The organism is Comamonas sp. MYb21, assembly GCF_037479395.1.
In the GTDB taxonomy this organism is placed as follows: domain Bacteria; phylum Pseudomonadota; class Gammaproteobacteria; order Burkholderiales; family Burkholderiaceae_C; genus Comamonas.
On the sequence record NZ_JBBGZC010000010.1, the window covers coordinates 264,916 to 286,445 of the forward strand.

At 64.8% G+C, this 21,530-nt stretch carries 18 protein-coding genes; 15 read left to right on the plus strand and 3 right to left on the minus strand.

Translation table 11 applies throughout. The annotated features are described in order from the left end of the window. Window positions 1–16: 16 nt before the first annotated feature. From rpsA to WH367_RS16690, 5 genes are all read left to right on the plus strand, one after another. Complete coding sequence (gene rpsA / locus WH367_RS16670) at window positions 17–1,699, plus strand: 30S ribosomal protein S1 (protein WP_021027334.1); 1,683 nt, start codon at window positions 17–19, stop codon at window positions 1,697–1,699. A 126-nt stretch (window positions 1,700–1,825) separates the two neighbouring features. Next, the gene (locus WH367_RS16675; RefSeq protein WP_021027333.1) at window positions 1,826–2,152 is read left to right on the plus strand and encodes an integration host factor subunit beta; all 327 of its coding nucleotides are present in this window, start codon (window positions 1,826–1,828) and stop codon (window positions 2,150–2,152) included. A gap of 197 nt (window positions 2,153–2,349) precedes the next feature. Continuing rightward, window positions 2,350–4,047 (plus strand): alkaline phosphatase D family protein, encoded by a 1,698-nt coding sequence (locus tag WH367_RS16680; protein ID WP_445228121.1) that lies wholly within the window; start codon window positions 2,350–2,352, stop codon window positions 4,045–4,047. Between the two features lie 126 nt (window positions 4,048–4,173). Further along, window positions 4,174–6,099, plus strand: coding sequence for a gamma-glutamyltransferase family protein (locus WH367_RS16685; RefSeq protein ID WP_339536958.1), 1,926 nt, complete (start codon window positions 4,174–4,176; stop codon window positions 6,097–6,099). A gap of 242 nt (window positions 6,100–6,341) precedes the next feature. Then, window positions 6,342–7,721 (plus strand): YdgA family protein, encoded by a 1,380-nt coding sequence (locus tag WH367_RS16690; RefSeq protein WP_339536959.1) that lies wholly within the window; start codon window positions 6,342–6,344, stop codon window positions 7,719–7,721. 121 nt (window positions 7,722–7,842) lie between these two features. Here the strand turns inward: WH367_RS16690 and WH367_RS16695 are convergent, their stop codons facing one another. Next, the gene (locus WH367_RS16695) at window positions 7,843–8,412 is read right to left on the minus strand and encodes a DUF2242 domain-containing protein (protein ID WP_021027329.1); all 570 of its coding nucleotides are present in this window, start codon (window positions 8,410–8,412) and stop codon (window positions 7,843–7,845) included. 370 nt (window positions 8,413–8,782) lie between these two features. On the opposite strand from WH367_RS16695, the gene WH367_RS16700 reads away from it, so the two are divergent. From WH367_RS16700 to WH367_RS16710, 3 genes are all read left to right on the plus strand, one after another. Next, window positions 8,783–9,655, plus strand: coding sequence for a peptidoglycan DD-metalloendopeptidase family protein (locus WH367_RS16700; RefSeq protein WP_445228123.1), 873 nt, complete (start codon window positions 8,783–8,785; stop codon window positions 9,653–9,655). A gap of 289 nt (window positions 9,656–9,944) precedes the next feature. Next, entirely contained in the window at window positions 9,945–10,781 is an 837-nt protein-coding gene (locus WH367_RS16705; RefSeq protein WP_312986738.1) for an META and DUF4377 domain-containing protein, read from the plus strand. A gap of 348 nt (window positions 10,782–11,129) precedes the next feature. Continuing rightward, complete coding sequence (locus tag WH367_RS16710) at window positions 11,130–12,410, plus strand: MFS transporter (protein ID WP_339536961.1); 1,281 nt, start codon at window positions 11,130–11,132, stop codon at window positions 12,408–12,410. A gap of 20 nt (window positions 12,411–12,430) precedes the next feature. Here WH367_RS16710 and WH367_RS16715 read toward each other — a convergent pair whose 3' ends face one another. Further along, window positions 12,431–13,351 carry an MBL fold metallo-hydrolase gene (locus WH367_RS16715; RefSeq protein WP_339536962.1) on the minus strand — a complete coding sequence of 307 codons (921 nt, stop codon included), beginning with the start codon at window positions 13,349–13,351 and terminating at the stop codon, window positions 12,431–12,433. 91 nt (window positions 13,352–13,442) lie between these two features. On the opposite strand from WH367_RS16715, the gene WH367_RS16720 reads away from it, so the two are divergent. The 7 genes from WH367_RS16720 (at window position 13,443) to WH367_RS16750 (ending at window position 19,431) form a co-directional block, all read left to right on the plus strand. Then, entirely contained in the window at window positions 13,443–13,766 is a 324-nt protein-coding gene (locus WH367_RS16720) for an ArsR/SmtB family transcription factor (protein WP_339536963.1), read from the plus strand. A gap of 36 nt (window positions 13,767–13,802) precedes the next feature. Further along, window positions 13,803–14,231: a YeeE/YedE family protein gene (locus WH367_RS16725; protein ID WP_027010992.1), complete on the plus strand. Its 429-nt coding sequence runs from the start codon at window positions 13,803–13,805 to the stop codon at window positions 14,229–14,231. 10 nt (window positions 14,232–14,241) lie between these two features. Further along, window positions 14,242–14,655 carry a DUF6691 family protein gene (locus WH367_RS16730; RefSeq protein ID WP_339536964.1) on the plus strand — a complete coding sequence of 138 codons (414 nt, stop codon included), beginning with the start codon at window positions 14,242–14,244 and terminating at the stop codon, window positions 14,653–14,655. Window positions 14,656–14,721: 66 nt separating this feature from the next. After that, window positions 14,722–15,534: a pseudouridine synthase gene (locus WH367_RS16735; RefSeq protein WP_339536965.1), complete on the plus strand. Its 813-nt coding sequence runs from the start codon at window positions 14,722–14,724 to the stop codon at window positions 15,532–15,534. Between the two features lie 144 nt (window positions 15,535–15,678). Beyond that, window positions 15,679–16,857: an MFS transporter gene (locus tag WH367_RS16740; RefSeq protein WP_339536979.1), complete on the plus strand. Its 1,179-nt coding sequence runs from the start codon at window positions 15,679–15,681 to the stop codon at window positions 16,855–16,857. A 184-nt stretch (window positions 16,858–17,041) separates the two neighbouring features. Next, complete coding sequence (locus WH367_RS16745) at window positions 17,042–18,238, plus strand: M20 aminoacylase family protein (RefSeq protein WP_339536966.1); 1,197 nt, start codon at window positions 17,042–17,044, stop codon at window positions 18,236–18,238. 122 nt (window positions 18,239–18,360) lie between these two features. Then, a complete protein-coding gene (locus WH367_RS16750) occupies window positions 18,361–19,431 on the plus strand; it encodes a TraB/GumN family protein (protein WP_339536967.1) in 1,071 nt (356 codons plus the stop codon). Window positions 19,432–19,525: 94 nt separating this feature from the next. Here the strand turns inward: WH367_RS16750 and WH367_RS16755 are convergent, their stop codons facing one another. Next, complete coding sequence (locus WH367_RS16755) at window positions 19,526–21,499, minus strand: ATP-binding protein (protein ID WP_339536968.1); 1,974 nt, start codon at window positions 21,497–21,499, stop codon at window positions 19,526–19,528. Window positions 21,500–21,530 lie beyond the last annotated feature (31 nt).

The window sequence follows — 21,530 nt, forward strand, 5'->3', positions numbered from 1 at the left end:
GTGTCTAAGGAAATACATGTCTGAATCTTTTGCCGCCCTTTTTGAAGAGTCGTTGACACGCACCGAAATGCGTCCTGGCGAAGTGATCACTGCTGAAGTCGTGCGCGTTGAGCACAACTTCGTGGTGGTGAACGCCGGCCTGAAGTCCGAAGCCTATGTGCCAATCGACGAATTCAAGAACGACCAGGGCGAAATCGAAGTCCAAGTGGGTGACTTCGTGTCCGTGGCCATCGGTTCCATCGAAAACGGCTACGGCGACACCATTCTGTCGCGCGACACCGCCAAGCGTCTGGCTTCCTGGCTGGCCCTGGAAAAGGCGCTGGAATCGGGCGAATTCGTGACCGGTACCACCTCCGGCAAGGTCAAGGGCGGCCTGACCGTTCTGGTCAACGGCATCCGTGCCTTCCTGCCAGGCTCGCTGATCGACACCCGTCCGATCAAGGACCTGACCCCTTACGAAAACAAGACCCTGGAATTCAAGGTCATCAAGCTCGACCGCAAGCGCAACAACGTGGTGCTGAGCCGCCGCGCTGTGGTGGAAGCCTCGATGGGCGAAGAGCGCGCCAAGCTGATGGAAACCCTCAAGGAAGGCTCCATCGTTCAAGGCGTGGTCAAGAACATCACCGAATACGGTGCGTTCGTGGACCTGGGCGGTATCGACGGCCTGCTGCACATCACCGACATGGCATGGCGCCGCGTGCGTCACCCATCCGAAGTGGTGACCGCTGGCCAGGAAATCACCGCCAAGATCCTGAAGTTCGACACCGAAAAGAACCGTGTCTCGCTGGGTCTGAAGCAAATGGGCGATGATCCATGGATGGGCGTGTCGCGCCGTTATCCATCGAGCACCCGCCTGTTCGGCAAGGTCACCAACATTGCCGACTACGGCGCGTTCGTGGAACTGGAACCAGGCATCGAAGGTCTGGTGCACGTGTCCGAAATGGACTGGACCAACAAGAACGTTGCTCCTTCCAAGCTCGTGACCCTGGGCGACGAAGTCGAAGTCATGGTTCTGGAAATCGACGAAGACAAGCGTCGTATCTCCCTGGGCATGAAGCAGTGCAAGGCCAACCCATGGCAAGAATTCGCGCAGAACACCAAGCGTGGTGACCGCGTGAAGGGCCCGATCAAGTCGATCACCGACTTCGGCGTGTTCGTGGGCCTGGCCTCCGGCATCGACGGTCTGGTTCACCTGTCTGACCTGTCGTGGAACGAAACCGGCGAAGCCGCGGTTCGTAACTACAAGAAGGGCCAGGAAGTGGAAGCCATCGTGCTGGCCGTGGACGTGGACCGTGAGCGTATCTCGTTGGGCATCAAGCAGCTCGACAGCGATGCATTCACCACGTTCGCTACCGTGAACGACAAGGGCCAGATCGTGACCGGCAAGGTCAAGTCTGTGGATGCCAAGGGCGCTGAAATCGACCTGGGCGACGACATCGTCGGCTACCTGCGTGCTTCCGAAATCTCGGTGGACCGCGTGGAAGACGCACGTTCGGTGCTCAAGGAAGGTGATGAAGTTACCGCCGTGGTGACCAATGTGGATCGCAAGAGCCGCAGCATCTCCCTGTCCATCAAGCAGAAGGACCACGCTGAACAGCAAGAAACCATGGCTTCGCTGTCGCAGCAATCGTCCAAGGAAAATGCTGGTACCACCAGCCTGGGCGCACTGCTGCGCGCCAAGCTGGACGCCGACAAGTAATTGACGGCTCCGCTACCGACCCATGCCTTGCCCGTCTTGGTATAGTCGGTAGCTTGCAGACAAGGTGGGCGCCCAGTGCGCCCACCAACGCTTTGACTATTTGATTCACGAAGATTCCACATTCGTATGACCCGATCCGATCTGATTGAAGAGCTTGCCGCTCGATTCCACCAGCTGACGCAGCGGGATGCGGAGCAGGCCGTCAAAACGATTCTGGAGGCCATCGAAGACTCGCTGGTACGCGGACAACGCATCGAGATCCGTGGCTTTGGCAGCTTCACCATCACCCACCGCCAACCCCGCCTGGGCCGCAACCCACGCAGCGGCGAAGCCGTGCAGGTGCCCGCCAAGCGCGTCACCCACTTCAAGCCAGGCAAGGCCTTGCGCGAATCGGTGGACGACCCCAGCAACATCCTGACCTCGACCGCCAGCCCCAAGAACAACGACGAATAAAGCGCCGGCTGAACCACCCGGATGGCCCATCTGCCGCTGGCAGTTGGCAGCCAGCCCAACGAACGCTCCCTGTGGGGCGTTTTTTTATGCCCTGCCATGGCCCACGTTCCCCACGTTGCCCGCTGTCGCAGAGGTAGCTGTGCGGCACACTGCGGATCTGCACCAGCGCTATGCTGAGCGATCCACCCCGTCGCACCATGCCGCAACACCCCCTACCCGGCCCCCTGGACCAAGACCTGCTTCAAAATCTGAACCAGGATCTGGCCCAAACGCTGGCCCAGCACCCCAACCGGCGCCAATGGCTGCAAGGTCTGGGCGCCCTGGGCCTGGCCGCCCAGTTGCCGGCCATCGCGCAGACAGGCAGCGATGCGCCGCTGGCCATGGCCCCCTGGCCGGTCTCGGAGCAGCTGTTTGGCCTGGGCGTTGCCAGTGGCGAGCCCGATGCCAGCAGCGTGGTGCTGTGGACGCGGCTGCTGCCCAGCGCCAGCGCGCCCTTGCTGCGTCCAGTGGCCGTGCACTGGGAGCTAGCCCAGGATGCGCAGTTCCGCCAGATCCTACGCCAGGGCGAGGCCCTGGCCAGCCCGGACGGCGGCCACAGCGTGCATGTGCTGGCCCAGGGGCTGGAGGCCGACCGCTGGTACTACTACCGCTTTCACTGCCAGGGCCAGACCAGCGCCACAGGCCGCACCCGCACTGCGCCAGCCGCTGGTGCGGCGGTGGCCCGGTTGCGCCTGGTCTATGCCTCCTGCCAGCGCTGGGAGCATGGCTACTATGCCGCCTGGCGCCATGCGCGCGAGGACGATCCCGACCTGGTCGTCTTTCTGGGCGACTACATCTACGAATACGCCTCTCCCGCATCCGCTGCCAAGCAACAGCGCAGCCAGCTCGCGCGCCTGCAGCCGCTCTCCCATGCCGTCAGCCTGCAGGACTACCGCGACCGCTATGCGCTGCACAAGAGCGACCCGGACCTGCAGGCCATGCATGCGCACTGCCCCTGGCTGGTGACCTGGGACGACCATGAGGTTGAAGACAACTATGTCGGCGACGATGGCGTGGGCCAGGTCCAGGCCTTTGTCGCCAAGCGCATGGCCGCCTACCAGGCGTTTTACGAGAACATGCCGCTGCGCGCCTCAGTCGCCTGCAAACAGGGTGGCCTGGCCCTGCCCCCGGTCCACACGCCGCTCTACCGCCAACAAAGCTGGGGCGCCTTGGCCGCGATGTGGGTGCTGGATGCACGCCAGTACCGCGATGCCCAGGCCTGCCGCGTAGTCACCGAAAAAAGCCCGGCCTCCGTCAAGGGGGCAGAATGCCCCGACCTGGCGCGCAACAGCCGCAGCTTTCTGGGCTGGAGCCAGGAGCGCTGGCTGGCAGCGCAGCTGGCTGGCAACAGCGCGGCTATGCCCGGGAGCCGGCGCTGGAGCATCATCTGCCAGCAAACGCTGTTTGCGCCTCGCCACTTTCCCAACGGCCGCACCAGCGCCGATACCTGGGATAGCTACCCCGCCGCCCGCCAGCGGCTGCTGCGCGCTATGGAGCAAGCGCAGCTGCGCAACACCGTGCTGCTGGGCGGCGACATCCACCAGAACTATGTCTGCCGCATCCAGGATCCGGAGAGCGCTACTCCAGAACGCGTGCTGGCCAGCGAATTCTGTGGTACCTCGATCAGCTCGCACTCGGGCACCACCCAGGCCCGGGTCGATGCCATCGTGGCCCGAAACCCCCATGTGCTGCTGGCCCGCTGCGATGAGCGCGGCTATGGGCTCTGCGACATCACCCCCAAGCTTTGGACCACCCAGCTGCGCGTGGTCAACCAGCCGCAGTATGCGGACAGTGCCGCCCACACCTTGGCCCGCTTTGTGGTGGAGGACCAGGTGGCGGGGCCGCAATGGGCTTGATCCTGGCTGCGATCCCTTAATCCGAGCGCCCAACATTCTGCAACGCCCTTGCGGCACTGTCCGCTACGCCTGTCGCGGCAAAGCGGTTAGCATGCCAGACATTGCCGCCACAACCAGGAGATCGCCATGCCACGACTGTCCCCGGGATCCCGCACCCGCCGCCCGCATCTGCCGCCTTCCCACGCCACGGCCAGCCGCTGGTCGCTGTCTCTGGCGGCAGTCGCTACGGTGGCCTTGCTGGCCGCCTGCAGCAGCCAGCCCCAGCTGCAGTACCAGCCCCCCGCTGCGTCTGACCAGCCCGAAGGCAGCTCCGGCTGGACCGACAAGCCCGGCTGGGCCACCGAGCAATACGCGGTTGCCGCTGCCAACCCTTTGGCCACCGATGCCGGTTACCAGGTGCTGCAAGCGGGCGGCTCGGCCATCGATGCGGCCATTGCCGTGCAACTGGTGCTGGGCCTGGTCGAGCCCCAATCGAGCGGCATCGGTGGTGGCGCCTTTTTGCTGCATGCCCAAGGCAGCCAGGTCGAGGCCTATGACGGCCGCGAGGTGGCGCCGATGGCCGCTAACGAGAACCTGTTCATGCGTGACGGCAAGCCCATGGCCTTTCATGATGCGGTGGTGGGCGGCCGCTCGGTGGGCGTGCCCGGCGCCATCCGCATGCTGGAGATGGCGCACAAGGAGCACGGCAAACTGCCCTGGGCCAGTTTGTTTGAGCCGGCCATTCGCCTGGCCACCGATGGCTTCAAGGTGAGTGCGCGTCTGAACGCCCTGACTGTTCAGGAGAAATTCCTGGGCCAGGACCCGGTTGCCAGCGGCTACTTTCTCGATGCCCATGGCAAGCCCTGGCCCGTAGGCCATCTGCTGAAAAACCCCGAATACGCCGCCGTGTTGCAGGGCATCGCCCAGCACGGCTCCAAGGCCTTGCTCGAAGGCCCGGTGGCCGAGGCCATCGTGCGCAAGGTGCAGGGCCATGCCAGCAACCCCGGCAAGCTCAGCCTGGCCGATCTGGCCGCCTACCAGCCGCTCAAGCGCCAGGCGCTGTGCAGCGATTACTCCCCCAGCGCTGCGGGTGCCCCTGCCAGCCAACCGGCTTCCACCCGCAGCTACCGCCTGTGCGGCTTTCCGCCGCCCAGCTCGGGCGGCATTGCGGTGGCGCAAATCCTGGGCATCCTGGCCAACACGCCGGCCGGGCAAATGGGCCTGGGCGCCGATGGCCTGCCCAGCGCCGACTGGCTGCACCTGTATGCCGAGGCCTCGCGCCTGGCCTTTGCCGACCGCAACCAGTATGTCGCCGACCCGGCCTTTGTCGGCGCGCCGGCAGGGGATTGGTCGAGCATGCTGCGCCCCGACTACCTGGCCCAGCGCGCCCGCCTGATCGGCGCGCGCAGCATGCAGCAAGCCCAGCCCGGCCAACCCGGCAGCGTCAAGATGGCCTATGCTAGCCAGCCCTACCAGCAGGAATACGGCACCAGCCATATCAGCATCGTGGACCGCTACGGCAATGCCATCGCGATGACCACGACCATCGAAGACCAATTCGGCTCGCGCCAGATGGTCAACACCGGCCGTGGCCTGGCTGGCGGCTTTCTGCTCAACAACGAGCTGACCGATTTCAGCCTGGCGCCGCGCGATGCGCAGGGCCAGCCCATCGCCAACCGGGTCGAGCCCGGCAAGCGCCCGCGCTCGTCGATGGCGCCCACCCTGGTGTTCGACAAGGCCACCGACCGCCTCGTCATCAGCGCCGGCAGCCCCGGCGGCGCCTGGATCATCCACTACACCACCAAGACCTTGTACGGCATGCTCAACTGGGGCCTGATGCCGCAGCAGGCCATCAACCTGCCCAACTTTGGCAGCCTCAATGGCCCCACCGTGCTGGAGGAAAAGCGGTTCCCCGCTGCCACCGTGCAGGCCCTGCAGGCCCGTGGCGCCGAGGTGAAAGAGCAAAACCTGACCAGCGGCCTGCAGGCGATCTCACGCGGCGAGGCGCATGGCAAATCCTGGTGGTTTGGCGGTGCCGATCCGCGCCGCGAAGGCATTGTCATGGGCCAGTAAGCGCCCCCGCTGCTTGCCAACCCACGGGCCGCTTGCGGCCCGTTTTTATGCCTGCCTGCCATGTACAGAGACTGTTCGCAGCCAACCCTAAAAAGCCTGCTACACCTGGTCACATAGCGCCTGGGCACCGCATTGCTGATTTTGCAGCCCGCCCTCTACAATGCGGGCTCCACGCAAGGCGCGGCACCCAAGCACACCACAAGCTGCGTCCATCCGGTTTCAAACCACAGAGGGGAAAACACATGAAAAAACTAGGCATCGGCATTGCCGCAGCCGTGGCCGTATTGGTCGCGGGTGGTGCAGCCACAGGTTACCTGGTCGGCAACAACATCGAACAAGGTTTTGCAACCGCTGCCAAGGAGTGGAGCAAGCCGCCGCTGCTGGTGCAGGTACAGGACTACCAAAAGGGCATTTTCTCGTCGACCGCGCAGACATTGTGGACGGTGGACACCGGTGAAGAAAAGCTGCAGTTCACCGCCCAGCACGCCATCAGCCACGGCCCGCTGCCCATTGCACACCTGGCAGAAATCGTCTCGACCTTTGCGATCAACCCCGATGCCCCACCCGAGTGGGTGGTGGCCTTCAAGGACAAGGCGCCTCTGGTCTGGAAGAGCAAGGTGGGCTGGTCCAAGAACACCCAAAACGAGGTGACATCGCCCGCGTTCAATGGCGAATTTGGCGCGGACAAGCTCGCCTTTGGCGGCTTCAAGTCGGACTTCGAGATGTCTTCCGATTTCAGCCGCATCAAGGGCGATGCATCGATGCCCAGCCTGCTGGTGCAAAGCAAGCCCGGTGAAGAAGACGACGGCCAGGCCTCCGAGATGCTGATGAGCGGCAACACCATGCGCTTTGACATGCACCAGCCCACGGGCCAGGAGTTCATGGTGGGCAGCATCGAGTGGGCGCTTGCCAGCCTCAAGGTCAGCCCCAAAAACGGTGACAGCCCCGCTGAACTCGCCGACCTGAAAATGGTGGCCGACACCCAGCTGCAAGGGGAGGTGGTCAACACCACGATCAACGCGTCGATCAAATCCTTTGTGCAAAAGGACCACAAGATCGACGACATGGTGATGGACCTGGGCCTGCACAACCTCGATGCCGGCTGGCTCAACCAGTTCACCAAGGAGTCGCAGAAGATCCAGGGCGATCCGCAGGCCATGCAGATGCTGCTGTTGCAGGGCATGCAGCAGCTGCTGGCGCGCAAGCCCGAGCTCGAGTTCAAGCGCATCAGCTGGCGCACCGCCGAAGGCACGGCCGAGGTGGCTGCCTCGCTGGCCTACCAGGGCGATGCCAACAAGCCGCTCAACCCGATGATGGACTTCAAGGCGCTGCTGCGCCTGGATATGCCCAAGCCCGTGCTGCAGTCGCTCTACGCCAGCAAGGTGCGCGAAGCCTATCTGCTGGAGAACGAAGGCGCGGACGACATCGATGCCAAGCAGATCGACAGCGCCGTGCAGCAGGATGTGGATGCGCGCCTGGCGGGCCTCGTGCAAGCGGGCCTGTTGGTGGACAACAAGGACCGTGTGGCCAGCGAGCTGCAATGGACTGACGGCAAGCTGCAAGCCAATGGCAAGCCGCTGGACCAGAACGGGATGATGGGTCTGCTGTCCGCGATGCCCTAAGTTGCAAGAGCCTGCGTGGCCAGTCTACGGGCCACGGGCAAAAAACAAGCCCGACATCTTCACGATGGCGGGCTTTTCTGTTGCCGCTTGATCGACCTGGTGACCAGGCCGCAGCGCCGTATTACTCGACGAATTCTTCGTCGCCGGTCAGGCTTTGCTGGCGCAGTTCATCGTCCTGGCGCAGGTAGGATTTGATCAGGTCAAAGAAGCTGTCGTAGAAGGTGGCCGAGCTCACCGTCTCGCTGCCCACCTTGACCATGGAATCATTGCCGGCAGAAAACGGCAGCGAGAGCGAGCCTAAAGCGCCCACACCGACACTGGCCGAGTTGCTGCTCTTCTTGAGGTTGTAGGTGTCTTTGAGTGCAGAGACAAAGCCCAGGGTCACCTTGCCGTCCTTGCTGTCGGCAGCGCAGACGACGCGGATGGTGATGATCTGGTGGTTGTCCGTCGCTGGCTGGAAGCTCTTTTGGCCTTCGACCTCTTTGCCCTTGGAGACATTGATCAGATAGCCCTGGCTCAGCAGCGCGCGGCGTGCAGCCTCGCAAGCGCGCTCCGGCGGCGCATCAAACAGGCGTGAATAGGTGGCAGACGATCCAAAGGTCTCATGGGCCACCACGTTGTAGCGGTGGCTGTCGGCCTCGCGGTCCAGGCTGCCGCAACCCGATACCGACAGCGCCAAGGCTGCCACCAAGGACCAACCCGCCCATGAGCGATGCGGTGCGCAGCGGGTGGATGCAGCCAGTAAAAATAGATCTGAATGCTTGCCCAACATGAACGAAACGAACTCCCGAAACAACATGATGACCTGGATGACAGAGATGCAGGCCCAGCCGCACCACTGTAATGGATATGGCCGGCGCAGCATGTCAGCCAACGCCTGTATAGCACGCCCGGCGCGTGGGGCAAAGAGGCATGCTACCAGCCGCATTCCCCAGCACCAGCAGCGCTGCACTGGTTTACCAAATTTTGCATATTATGCGCGGCATTTACCCAGGATGGAAAAGCACAACGCGCTATGCTTTTAAAAGCACATTCAACCTCCCTGCCCAACCCCCATGTCCATGCCAGACCCTGCCCGCCCAACCGACTCCCCAGGCCCGCAGCGCCGCCTTTTGCTGCAGGCTGGCAGCGGCCTTTTGCTGCTGCCCTGGCTGCACGGCGCGCAGGCGGCGGCCACCGACGGCTGGCCTGCTGACGCGCGCGTCCCCGGTGGCGTAGCGCGCCTGTCGCTGGGCCCGGCGGCCGAGCGGCCCCAGGCCTTTGCAGGCGATATCCCGCTGCTGGTGCTGGGCGACGCCATCGAATGGACGGCGCTGGTCGGCATACCGCTGTCGGCCCCCACCGGCGCCGCAGAGATCCGGCTGCAAACGGCCAGTGGCCCACGCAGCATCGCCTACACGGTGCGCGACAAGAAATACAGCGAGCAGCGCCTCAAGGTCGCCCCCAAGACGGTCGATCTGTCTGCCGCCGACAATGCCCGCTATGAACGCGAACGTGACCACCAACAAACGGTGATGGCCACCTTCAGCACACCGCTGCCCGCGCAGATGCAGCTGCCCGTGCCGGTGCCCGGTCGGCGCTCGAGCTCCTTCGGGCTGCGCCGCGTCTTCAATGGCCAGTCACGCAATCCGCACAGCGGCATGGACATCGCAGCCCCCACCGGCACGCCGGTCAAGGCACCGGCCGATGGCAAGATCATCGATGTGGGTGACTACTTCTTCAACGGCCACACCATCTGGGTGGACCATGGTGGCGGCTTTCTGACGATGTACTGCCACCTGAGTGCGACCCAGGTGACGGTGGGCCAGAGCGTGCGCGCTGGCGAAGTGATCGGCAAGGTCGGCGCCACCGGCCGGGTCACGGGCCCGCATCTGCATTGGGGCGTGATGCTCAACCGCAGCATGGTCGACCCTGCCCTCTTCCTCAGCGCCTGATAGCGCGCCTGTGGTTATCCCAGATATCTGTGGGTCAGCATGTGGACAAGGCTCTGGACAAGATGGCAAGCCTTTGACTTGCTTCAACAATTTCCATGCGCCTAAGTTTTAGGCAAACGCTGCTGCGGCAGCGCCCATGGAGCGGGCTGCCAAGCGCCAAGCTTGGCCTACACCAGCGCCGGCCGGCATCCCCTAGGATGGCAAGCTGAGATCGTAAAAACGTTCTAGGTTTGCTTTCACCCACCGCAGCGCGCGCCTGTGCGCTGCCTCGAACAAGGAAAAAATTCATATGCAACGTTGGAAACTGATGAGCCTCAGCGCAGCCGCTGCGATGGCCCTGGCCGCCTGCAGCAGCACCCCATCGTCCACCCCTGCGGCACCTGCCACAGGCAGCACCGCACCCGCCATGAACGTATCTGCCACCGACAAGACCTTGCAGGCCTACCACTGGGATCTGGAACGCGCCGAAGACCAGTCCGGCCGTCCGCTGCCCGCCTTCACCGCACTGGCCCCCAAGAAGGTGCTGCGCCTGGGCTTCAGCGGCGATGCCAAGACGGCACACCGCGTGAGCATCGGCAACCTCTGCAATGTCATGGGCGCGGGCTACCAGCTCGATGGCGACAAGATCAGCATCAGCAACCCGATTGGCACGATGATGGCGTGTGAGCCCCCACTGATGCAGCTTGAGCAGGCGGTGAGCGCACAGATCACGCGCGCCGAGAGCCTGCGCATCACGCAGGACAGCAACGCCCCGCGCCTGACCTTGCAGTTCAACGATGGCAGCCGATGGCTGCTGAAGTCGGTGCCCACCAACGCCACCAAGTACGGCAGCGCCGGGGAGACCATGTTCTATGAAGTGGCCCCCCAGACCAAGCCTTGCAGCCACGGCGTGGCCAAGGGCGTGCAATGCCTGCAGGTGCGTGAGCTGCGCTATGACAGCAATGGCCGCAAGACCGTGGCCGGCGACTGGCAGCATTTCTACGGCAATATCGAAGGCTACCAGCACGAGCCCGGCTACAGCAATGTGCTGCGCGTGAAGCGTTACACCATTGCCAATCCGCCAGCCGATGCCTCACGCTACGCCTATGTGCTGGATTTGACGGTCGAGACCGCCAAGGCCCCTTGATAGTGCAGGCGGGTGCTGCTGACAGCGCCCGCTTACTCCGCTGAGATGGAGGTCTGGCCAGCTCGCAGCTACTGCAAGTTAGAGGCCTCAAGCTAAAGCCACATCACCAACCCCCAGTCGCCCCACAGCGGTGACTGGGGATTTGGTTTTTGCAGCCCACATTGGCGCAATGCGCGCATCGCAGCGGCGTTTGCGCCCATGCCCCGCTTTTGGGCATGCCCTGCTTGCCGCATGGATAAGCCCAACTCTTATATAAGAGTTGAGCAGGCATGGCAGAATGGGGCCACAAACACCTACAACCATCCAGCGGTTGCAGCAGCTGCACCAGCGCAGGCTGCGCCCCACCCCATGCCAGCGACCACCCACTCCGCCCCTCCGCCGCTGCTGCGCGACCAGCAAAGCGGCTTTCTCGTTTTTCTGATCGCGCGCGTCTTTGCCGTGGGTGCCACCCAGATCCAGGCCGTGGTCGTCGCCTGGCAGGTCTATGACTTGACGCGCAACCCCATGGCGCTGGCCTTTGTGGGCCTGGCCCAGTTCATCCCGATGCTGCTGCTGCTGCTGCCTGCCGGCGAGCTGATCGACCGGCTGCCACGCAAGAAGGTGCTGGCCACCAGCTGGGCGCTGGGCAGTGTCTGCAGCGCGCTGCTGCTGTGGCTGTCGGGCCATGGCCATGCCGGGGTCGCAGGCATCTATGCGGTGCTGGTGCTGTATGGCGCCACGCGCGCCTTCTCCGGCCCATCGCTGCAAAGCCTGCTGCCGCAGCTGGTGCCGATGGCGCTGCTTCCCAAGGCCATTGCCACCAACAGCGTGGTGATGCGCTGCTCGGCCATTGGCGCGCCGATGCTGGGCGGCTTTTTGTACGCCGCTGGCGGGGCCGTGTGGACCTATGCCGTCTGCATGCTGGCCTTTGCGATCGGCACCGTGCTGCTGCTGCGCGTCAAGGTGCTGTATGCGGCGCCCAAGGCCGCTACCGAGCCGGGCGCTGCACGCGACACCATCTGGCAGCGCTTTGGCGCGGGCATCCGCTTTATCTTTGGCCGCCCCATGGTGCTGGGCACCATCTCGCTCGATCTGTTTGCCGTGCTGCTGGGCGGTGTGGTGGCGCTGCTGCCCATCTATGCCCATGAGGTGCTGCACACCGGTCCCGAGGGCCTGGGCCTGCTGCGCAGCGCCATGGCGATGGGCGAAGTCTGCGCCGGTCTCTACCTCAGCAGCCGCCCCTTTGGCACCCAGGTGGGCCGCCGCATGATGCTGGCCGTGGCCGTGTTCGGCATCGCCAACCTGGTGTTCTCGCTGTCGCACTGGCTGTGGCTGTCCTGCCTGGCGCTGGCCGTCGCCGGCGCTGCAGACATGGTCAGCGTCTATGTGCGCGGCTCGCTGCTGCAATTTGCCACCCCCGACAACATGCGCGGCCGCGTCAATGCCGTCAATATGCTGTTCATCGGCTCGTCCAATGAGCTGGGCGAATTCCGCGCCGGCAGCAGCGCCGCCTTGCTGGGCGCCGTGCCCGCAGCGGTGGCGGGCGGCCTGTGCTCACTGGCCGTGGTGGCCTTGTGGACGCGGCTCTTTCCCAGCCTGTGGAAGGTGAACCGCTTCGAAGATGCGCAGCACCAGTCTGCAGGCCGCTAAGACCAAACCTCAACGCTCCCTCAGAGCGCATCGACTGGCAGCTTGAGAAAACGCCGGCCCTGTGCATCGGCATCGGGCAGGCGCCCGGCGCGGATATTGACCTGCACCGACGGCAGCATCAGCTGCGGCATCGCCAGCGTTGCATCGCGCGCCTCGCGCATCACAACAAACGCGGCCTCGTCCACCCCCTCGTGCACATGGATATTGTGCGCACGCTGCTCGGCCACCGTGCTGCACCAGGCGGCAGCGCGACCGGCTGGCGGGTAATCGTGACAGACATAGAGCAGCGTCTCTGGCGGGTGCGCCAGCAGCCGGCCAATCGAGCGGTAGAGCGCATGGGCATCGCCGCCAGGGAAATCACAGCGCGCTGTGCCCACATCGGGCATGAACAAGGTATCGCCGACAAAAATGGCGGCCACCGTGCCTGCCGCAACACCGCCCTCTTCCACCGCATAGGCCAGGTCCGCCGGCGTGTGGCCGGGCACACCCAGCGCGCGGATGCGGATGGCCCCCAGCGCCAGCACATCGCCATCGCGCAGCAGGCAGTCAAAGTCCGCGCCCTGCGGCGCAATGCAGCCCTCCATGCCGTAGATGCCGCCAAAGACTTTTTGTACCTGGGTGATGCGCTGGCCAATCACCACCGGCGCAGCAATACGCACCGCGCCTGCGGGCATCTGTGTGCGCAGCCACTGGGCCGCAGACAGGTGGTCTGCATGGGCATGGGTCTCCAGCACCCAGCGCAGCGTCAGCTGCTCGGCATCCAGGTAATCAGCGATGCGCTGGGCTGATGCGGTACTGGTGCGGCCGCTCTTGGCATCAAAGTCCCAGACCGGGTCGATGACGGCCGCCTCGCGGCTCGCCACATCGTGCAGCACATAGCTGACGGTGCCGGTCACCTCGTCAAAAAATGCCTGAACGCCAAAAGAAGGGGCAGAGCGCATGGTTAAAACACATTCACACAAAACAATATATCTTTTAATATAATAAAAATCCCCCTTTTCGGCAAGCCTGTGGCGTCCAAGCCTTCTGTCCATGTCTGTAAAAACCAAGGCCTCCCCTTCGCCCGAAGCCATGCGCAAGGCAGCGCACCATGCCGTCTCTGCCCTCAAGCTGCTGGGCAATGAGGACCGTTTGATGCTGCTCTGCCTCCTGAGCCAAGGCGAATGCTGCGTCAGCGATATGGAGGCGCAGCTGGGCATTGCGCAGCCCACCTTGTCGCAGCAGCTCGCCGTGTTGCGGCGCGAAAACGCGGTCAGCACCCGGCGCGAGGGCAAGAACATCTTCTACCAGGTGGCCGATGCGCGCCTGCTGGCGCTGTTGCAGACGCTCTATGCCCAGTACTGCCCGGCAGCCTGAAACCCCACCGCATCGCTCACGCCAAGAAAGTCGCCCATGTCACTCGATCTGTCTGCCTTTACGCCGCTGGCCGCCCTCGCAGGCGGTGCCTTGATCGGTCTGGCCGCCGTGCTGCTGGTGCTGTTCAATGGCCGCATTGCGGGCATCAGCGGCATCGTGGCCGCACTGCTGCCGCCGCGCCCACAACCCGGCGCCTGGCGGCTGGCCTTTGTGGCTGGCCTGCTGGCGGCCCCTTGGCTCTACCAGCTTTTTGCGCCTTTGCCAGCGGCCAGCAGCCCTGCAGCCTGGCCGCTGTTGGTGCTGGCCGGCCTGCTCGTGGGCATAGGCACGCGCCTGGGCTCGGGCTGCACCAGTGGCCATGGCGTCTGCGGGCTCTCGCGCCTGTCGCTGCGCTCCCTGGTGGCCACCTTGGTTTTTATGGCCAGCGGTTTTGCGACCGTGTTTGTGCTGCGCCACGTGTTGTAAGGAGAGAACGATGGCTATCCTGATCGCAGCCCTCGCTGGCCTGGTCTTTGGCCTGGGCCTGCTGGTGTCCGGCATGGCCGATCCGCAGAAGGTGCTGGGCTTTCTAGATCTGGCCGGTGCCTGGGACCCTTCGTTGGCCCTGGTGATGGGCGGCGCGATAGCGCTGGGGCTGCCCGGTTTTGCACTGGCCCGCCGGCGCAGCCGCAGCCTGCTGGGCGAGCCCATGCAGCTGCCTGCACGCCAGGCGGTCGATGCACCGCTGCTGATCGGCTCGGCGCTGTTTGGCATCGGCTGGGGCCTGGCCGGCTACTGCCCCGGCCCTGCGCTGGTGGGTACGGCAACGGGCTTGGGTTCCGCAGCGATCTTCAGCGCGGCGATGCTGGCGGGCATGCTGTTGTTTGGACTCTGGTCCAAGAGGTCTTGAGGCGCGGTCACTATAAAATCCATAGCTGGTCACCCCAGCACCATCGCTCCACCAGCTCGCCCACCCATGTCTTTCGCCATCGACCCTGCTGTTGCGCATGCCCATGCGCAGGACTGCCCCCTGCCCCTGTTGTGGCGCGACGAGCACCTGGTGGCGATCTACAAGCCCGCCGGTTGGCTGGTGCACCGCACGGGTCTGGATGCGGGCGAGACCCGCTTTATCGTGCAGACCTTGCGCGACCAGATCGGCCAGCATGTGTTTCCGCTGCACCGGCTCGACAAAGGTACCTGCGGCGTGCTGCTGCTGGCGCTGCATGCCGAGGCCGCCAGCCGCACGCGCATGCAATTTGAAAACCACCAGCTGCACAAACGCTACCTGGCCCTGGTGCGCGGCTGGGCACCGCTGCAAGCAGATGTTGACCACGCGCTGCGCCCCGACGATGCCCCGCAAGACGCGCCCGCCCAGCCGGCCCAAACCCGCTTTGCGCGCCTGGCGACGCTGGAGCACGCCGAGGCCTACGACAACCGCTTTGCCGGCACGCGCCTGTCCTTGGTGCAGGCCGAGCCCCACACCGGGCGCCGCCACCAGATCCGCCGCCACCTCAAGCACATCGCCCACCCCATCATTGGCGATGCCACGCATGGCAAGGGCCCGCTGAACCGCTGGTGGGCCGAGCGCCTGGGCCTACAGCGGCTGTGGCTGCATGCCTGGTCGCTGTCGCTGCAGCACCCCTATACGCAGGCCCCCTTGCATATTGAAAGTGGGCTGCAGTTCCCGTACTCAGAACCCGCAGCGGGCATGTCCGAGCCGCAATCGCACCCCAGCCTGCAGCAATGGCAGGCGCTGCTGCGCAACCCGGCCTGGTCGCGGCAAGCCTAGCAGCTGCGCCAAGACCAAGGGTGCACATTGTTTTTCGGATGCGCGCACACTCGCCCCGTGAAAAATAAACAAACAACATCCTCTCCCGCCGCACCCTCCTCGGCAGCGCCTGCTGCAACGCTCAGCCCTGCCGTCTTGCTGCTGATGGCCACGGCCTGCGGCCTCTGCGCCGGCGCCAATTACTTCAACCAACCGCTGCTCAACTCCATCGCCCATGCGCTGCAGGTGAGCGAGAGCACGGCCGGCATCCTGGTGACCTGCGCGCAGGTGTCGTATGCGATTGGCCTGCTGTTTCTGGTGCCGCTGGGCGATATGCTCGAGCGCCGCAAGCTGACCGTGGGCCTGATGCTGCTCGCTGCGATCGGCCTGCTGGTCAGCGGCTTTGCCGGCCTGATGCCCTCGCCGTTCACGGCCCTGGTGCTGGGCACCTTGGTGACGGGTCTGTTCTCGGTCGCCGCCCAGGTGCTGGTGCCGATGGCCACCAGCCTGGCCCCGCGTGAGTCAAGCGGCCGCGCCGTCGGCCTGGTGATGAGCGGCCTGCTCACCGGCATTTTGCTCTCGCGCACCGTCGCCGGACTCCTGTCGGCCGTGGGCGGATGGAGCCTGGTCTACAAGGCGGGCGGTATCACCATGGTGCTGGTGGCGCTGGCGCTCTACCGGGTTCTGCCCAAGGTGGCACACAGCGGCCCACGCCTGCACTATGGCCAGGTGCTGGGCAGCATGGCGACGTTGATCCGCACACAACCCCGTCTGCGCACCCGCACCTTGCTGGGGGGCCTCGCCTTTGCATCGGTCAGCGTGCTGTTCTCGACGATGGCCCTGATGCTCGGCGGCCCCGAGCACGGGCTGAGTGACTCATCGATCGGCCTCATTGGCCTGTCGGGTGTGGCCGGCGCCTTGATGGCCAATGCTGCAGGCCGCCTGGTCGACAAGGGCCTGGAGCGCCCGACCACCGCCTTCTCCGTGCTGCTGCTGGTCGTCAACTGGGCGCTGCTGTGGTACAGCCAGCATTCGGTGTTCCTGTTCATCGTCGGCATGCTGGTGATCGAGCTGGCGCTGCAAGGCACCCACATCTGCAACCAGAACGTCATCTACCGCCTGGCACCCGAGGCGCGCTCGCGCATCAATGCCTGCTATATGACGGGCTACTTTATCGGCGCATCGGCTGGCTCGGCCATCGGTGCCTGGGCCTGGCACCACGGCGGCTGGACGGGTGCCTGCATCGCCGGCACAGTGCTGGCACTGCTCAATGTCGCGGCCTTGCTGGCGGACCGCAGGTTGTCGCAGCCGGGCGCCGTGGCCTCTGCCACCCGCGCGGCATAAAGGGGCGGCCCGGAGCTTCCCGCTCAGAGCTTCCCGCTCAGAGCTTCCCGCCCGGAGCTTCCCGCCCAGAGCTTCCCACCAGGCACTGTCGCGCAGACACGCCGGGCAGACAGGAGGACAATGGTAGGCTTGCAGTTCCGGCATGGCGGTCAGTGGCCGCCTGCACCGACACGAGAGAGAAACCATGTACCTCGACCAAGACAACGCCCCCAACATCAACCAGCTCACCGCATTTCGCCGCGATCTGCACATGCACCCGGAGCTGAAGTACGAAGAAAACCGCACCGCCGACAAGATCGCAGCCTATCTGACGGCGCTGGGCATCCCCATGGTGCGGGGCCTGGGCACCACCGGCATTGTGGCCAGCATCTACGGCCAGGGGCGCGATGCCGCCAACCCCGGGCCGGCGATCGGTATCCGCGCCGATATGGATGCGCTGCCGGTGCAGGAGACCAACCAGTTTGGCCACATCAGCCAGTACCCGGGCCGCATGCATGCCTGCGGCCACGACGGCCACACGACGATGGTGATGGGCGCGGCCGAGCTGCTCGCTGGCCAGCGTGACTTCGATGGCACGGTGCACATGATCTTTCAACCCGGTGAAGAAGGCGGCGCCGGCGCCCGCGCGATGATGAACGACGGGCTGTTTACCCAGTTCCCCTGCCAGGCCGTGTTTGCATTGCACAACTGGCCCGCGCTGCCGCAGGGCCAGATGGGGGTGCGCGTGGGGCCCATCATGGCAGCTGCCCTGCGCTTTGAGATTGTGGTGCGCGGCCGGGGCGGCCATGCGGCCCTGCCCCACACCACGGTGGACCCGATCCCGGTCGCCTGCTCCATCGTCGGCCAGCTGCAGACCCTGGTCTCGCGCGGCACCGATCCCTTGGATGCGGCGGTGCTGACCGTGGGCAAGATCGAGTCGGGCACGGTGGAGAACATCATCCCGGATGAGGCCCGCATCTACGGCACCTGCCGCAACCTGACGCTGGCCTCGCAGCAGTTCCTGATCGACGGCCTGCACCGGGTCTCCGGCCACATCGCCGAGGCGCATTTTGCCAGCGCCGAAGTGATCATCAAACCCGGCTACCCCAACACCACCAACCACCGCAAGGAGGCGCTGTTCATGGGCGAGGTGATGCGCGAGATGGTCGGCAACACCAACGCCCACACCGATGTGCTGCCGGCGATGACGGCCGAGGACTTTGGCTTCATGCTTGAAGAAGTACCCGGTGCCTATGGCTGGATCGGCAACGGCGCCGATGGCCAGCCCGGCGTTGGGCTGCACAACCCAGGCTATGATTTCAACGACAACAACATCGCCCTGGGCGCCACGTTCTGGGATCGCCTGGCACGCCGCTGGTTTGCGACCCAGGCGCAGCGCTAAGCGTTAATCACCGCAAGGGCTCGCATCACCGCAAGCCTTGCGGCCATGATCTGGAGCCCGTTTTGCAGCGTTCAGCACCCCTCTTGCATCGACCTCATCCACTGGCGTGTGCCCTGCGCCGCATGCCGCACCTGCTGCTGGGCCTGGCCTTGCTCGCCGGCGGCCATGCGGCCCAGGCACGCACGCCAGCAGCCGCGCCAGCACCACAGCTGGCACCAGCGGACAACCCCTCCTGCCCAGCGCCACCCGTCAAAGATCCTGCGGTCTACCAGGCGGAATCGCGCAAGCCGCACCCGGACCGGGGCGTGCTGTGGCAACTGCGCAAAGGCGATACGGTTGCCTATCTGTGGGGCAGCATCCATGTGGGCCAGCTGCCCTGGATCTTTCCCGGCCCGCGCACCGCACAAGCGCTGCGCGCTGCGCCGGCCATTGCGCTGGAGCTGGACCCGGTGGACCCCGCCACCCTGCAGGCCCTGACCCAGGCGATGCGCGAAGACAGTGACCGGCAAAAGCTGGTCATGCGCCAAAACCCCGAGCTGCAGACACGCATGGGCCGCATGGCCTTCGAATCCTGTGTGGACCAGAGCAGCTGGCAAACCAATGCCGCCACCCTGGCCCGCCTGATCGCGCTGGGCATGCAGGACATGGCGCGCAGCGGCTACCACCCGGCCTATGGCATCGACCTGAACCTGGCGGCCATGGCCCATGCGGTGGGCAAGCCGGTGCAGGCCATCGAGACGGCGCAGGAGCAGCTGCTGGCCATGGGCCTGGGCGGCGATGGTGTGCCCGCGCAGCTGGCCACGCCGGATGACATCCGCAAGGCGCTGGACGATATCGACAGCGGCAAGAACCGCCAGGTCGCCCGGCAGCTGGCGACCTACTGGGAAAGCGGTGACCTGGCCGCCCTGAAGCAGCTGATGCAGGACTGCCAATGCCTGGGCGATGTGGGCATGCAGGCGGCTCTGCTCGACACCCGCAACCAGCGCATGGCCGAGCGGCTGCCGGCCATGATGGCGGCCCAGCCCCAGCTCTTCATCGCCGTGGGCCTGCTGCATATGGTGGGCGACAACAACCTGCTGCAATTGCTGCAAAAGCAGGGCTTTACGGTGCGGCAGCTGACCGGCAAGGGTGCAGAGGCTGCAGCCGCTGCCAGCAGCGCAGTGCCTGCGAGCACGCCCGCCAAGGCCCCATAAGCGCCCATAAATGCACCCATAAAAGCGCCCATAAAAAACGCCGCCTGTTGGGTGCAACAGGCGGCGTAAAAAAATAGCTGAACAGCTCGGGCACTCAGACCATGCGCGGGCGCTGGTCGTGCTTGGCCAGCATGTCGGCATAGGGCTCCAGCACCCATTTTTGTTCGGCCGCATCCGGGATCTGCGCCGCACTGGCCTGCACCGCCTGGCCATGCTCGGCGCACAGCTGGGCCATCGCGGCGGGGCTGATCAGGCCCTCGCGCAGCAGCAAGGCGGTCATCGCCATCAGCAAGGCGTTGTGCTGCACCAGCAGATCCTGCGCACGCAGCATCTGCGCTTGCAGCAAGGCTTCCATACCGGCATTGCTGGGTGCCACTTCGGTATTGGTGTTGTCGCCAGGCTCCTGGGCCACATCGGTGCGCGACAGGCGCGCACCAAAACCCAGGTGGCGCAGGTAGCGCGCCGCATCCGCCGTGGCCTGCCGGATATCCTGCTCGGCCCCGGTGGTACAGGCTTCCTGGCCAAACACATGGCGCTCGGCCGCGCGGCCGGCCAAGCCCACGCAGACCATGTCCAGCATATTGCGCCGCGATGTCGCCTGCAGCTCGGTAAAGCTGTTGTAGCCGCCTTCGAAGGTCGCGATATTGATCTTGAGCTCCTGCGGCGTGCGGCCAAACAGCAGCGCATAGACCAGGCCGTGCCCCGCTTCATGCACCGCCAGCAGCGCGCGGAAATCCGCGCTGGTGCGCTGCTTGACCTTGTTCAGATCCAGCGGCACCGCAAAGCACTGCTGCAGCACCTCTGGCGCATCCGGCAGCGCCAGTTGCACCTGCAGCTGCGCCGCGCCAGCGGCCATCTGCACCTGCAATGGCTGGCCGGCCTGCGCGCCCTGCTCCAGCGCCCACAGCGCTGCATCGACCAGCGCACTCGACAAGATCGTGTGCACCGACGAGAACAGCGGCCGCGTTCCCTGGGTCGGGAACACCGCGTTCTGGTAGATCTGCGCGAGCACATCGCTGCCGATGACAAAGCGCAGCCCGCAGTTGGCTTCCAGCCCCTGCACATAGTGCTGCACCGTCGCCGCAATCAGCTGCTCATAGGCCGAGCGGCTGAACGACGGGTAGATCACATGCTGGTTGCCCAGCCGGGCAATCTGCTCGGGCTTGAAGCGCTCGGCCAAGGCGCGTTTGACATCGATCAGCGACAGGCGGCTGGTGAGCCGGTGGAAAATGTCGGCATCGGTGTCGCAGTCCTCGACGCGGCTGGCCGTCTCCGTGTACATCTCGTCGAGATTGCCACAGACAAAGACCAGCAGCCGGCTGTAATCGGTCTCCCAGGATTGCTGGGAGCTGCGAAACTGGACCAGCAGCTGGTGAATGTAGTCATTGCTCCACTGCATGATGTCCAGCAAGGGCGCATCGAGCTTCAGGCTGCGCTTGAGTGCCTGCGCGTCCCAGGCATCGATCTTGTAGCGCATCTGCTGCTTTTTGCGCCGCTCCTGCGCATCGTCTTCTTCGGCCCGCTCGGCGTCATAGAGCGCGTCCGCCAGCTTGCGCTCTATGCTGTGCAGCTCCGACAAGGCAGGCGGCAGCTTGCCATCCGACAACAAGGCCCAGACATCCTGGTAGCGCTCGACCTTGCTGTCATCGCCGCGGCTGCTCACGGTGCGGTAACGCTGGAACTCATCGAGCACCAGGATGCCGGGCGCGCCTTCCACCAGCCCCGCACTCTCGAGCGTGCCGGAGATGGTCGATGCGCCATAGCTGTCACCGTTCTGGCTGAAGCCGTCCATCTGGACTTCGACAAAGCGATCATAAAAACCCAGCAGCTGCGCCAGGCGGCGCGTCAGCTGGGTCTTGCCCGTGCCTGTCAATCCCCACAGGCACACAATCACAGGGCGGGTAATGAGCTGGGGCATCACGTACCAGGCGCGCACGGCGCCCATCACACGGTCAATCACGTCATCAATACCGATCAATTCGGTTTTCAGCTGGGCCGCAATGGCCTGCAGGTTTTGCTGACGCTCATGCATCTGTACGCGAAGCAATAGCTCCGGGGAGGTTTTCATTTCTTTCATGTTGTGCTGTCTCTTCATCCTG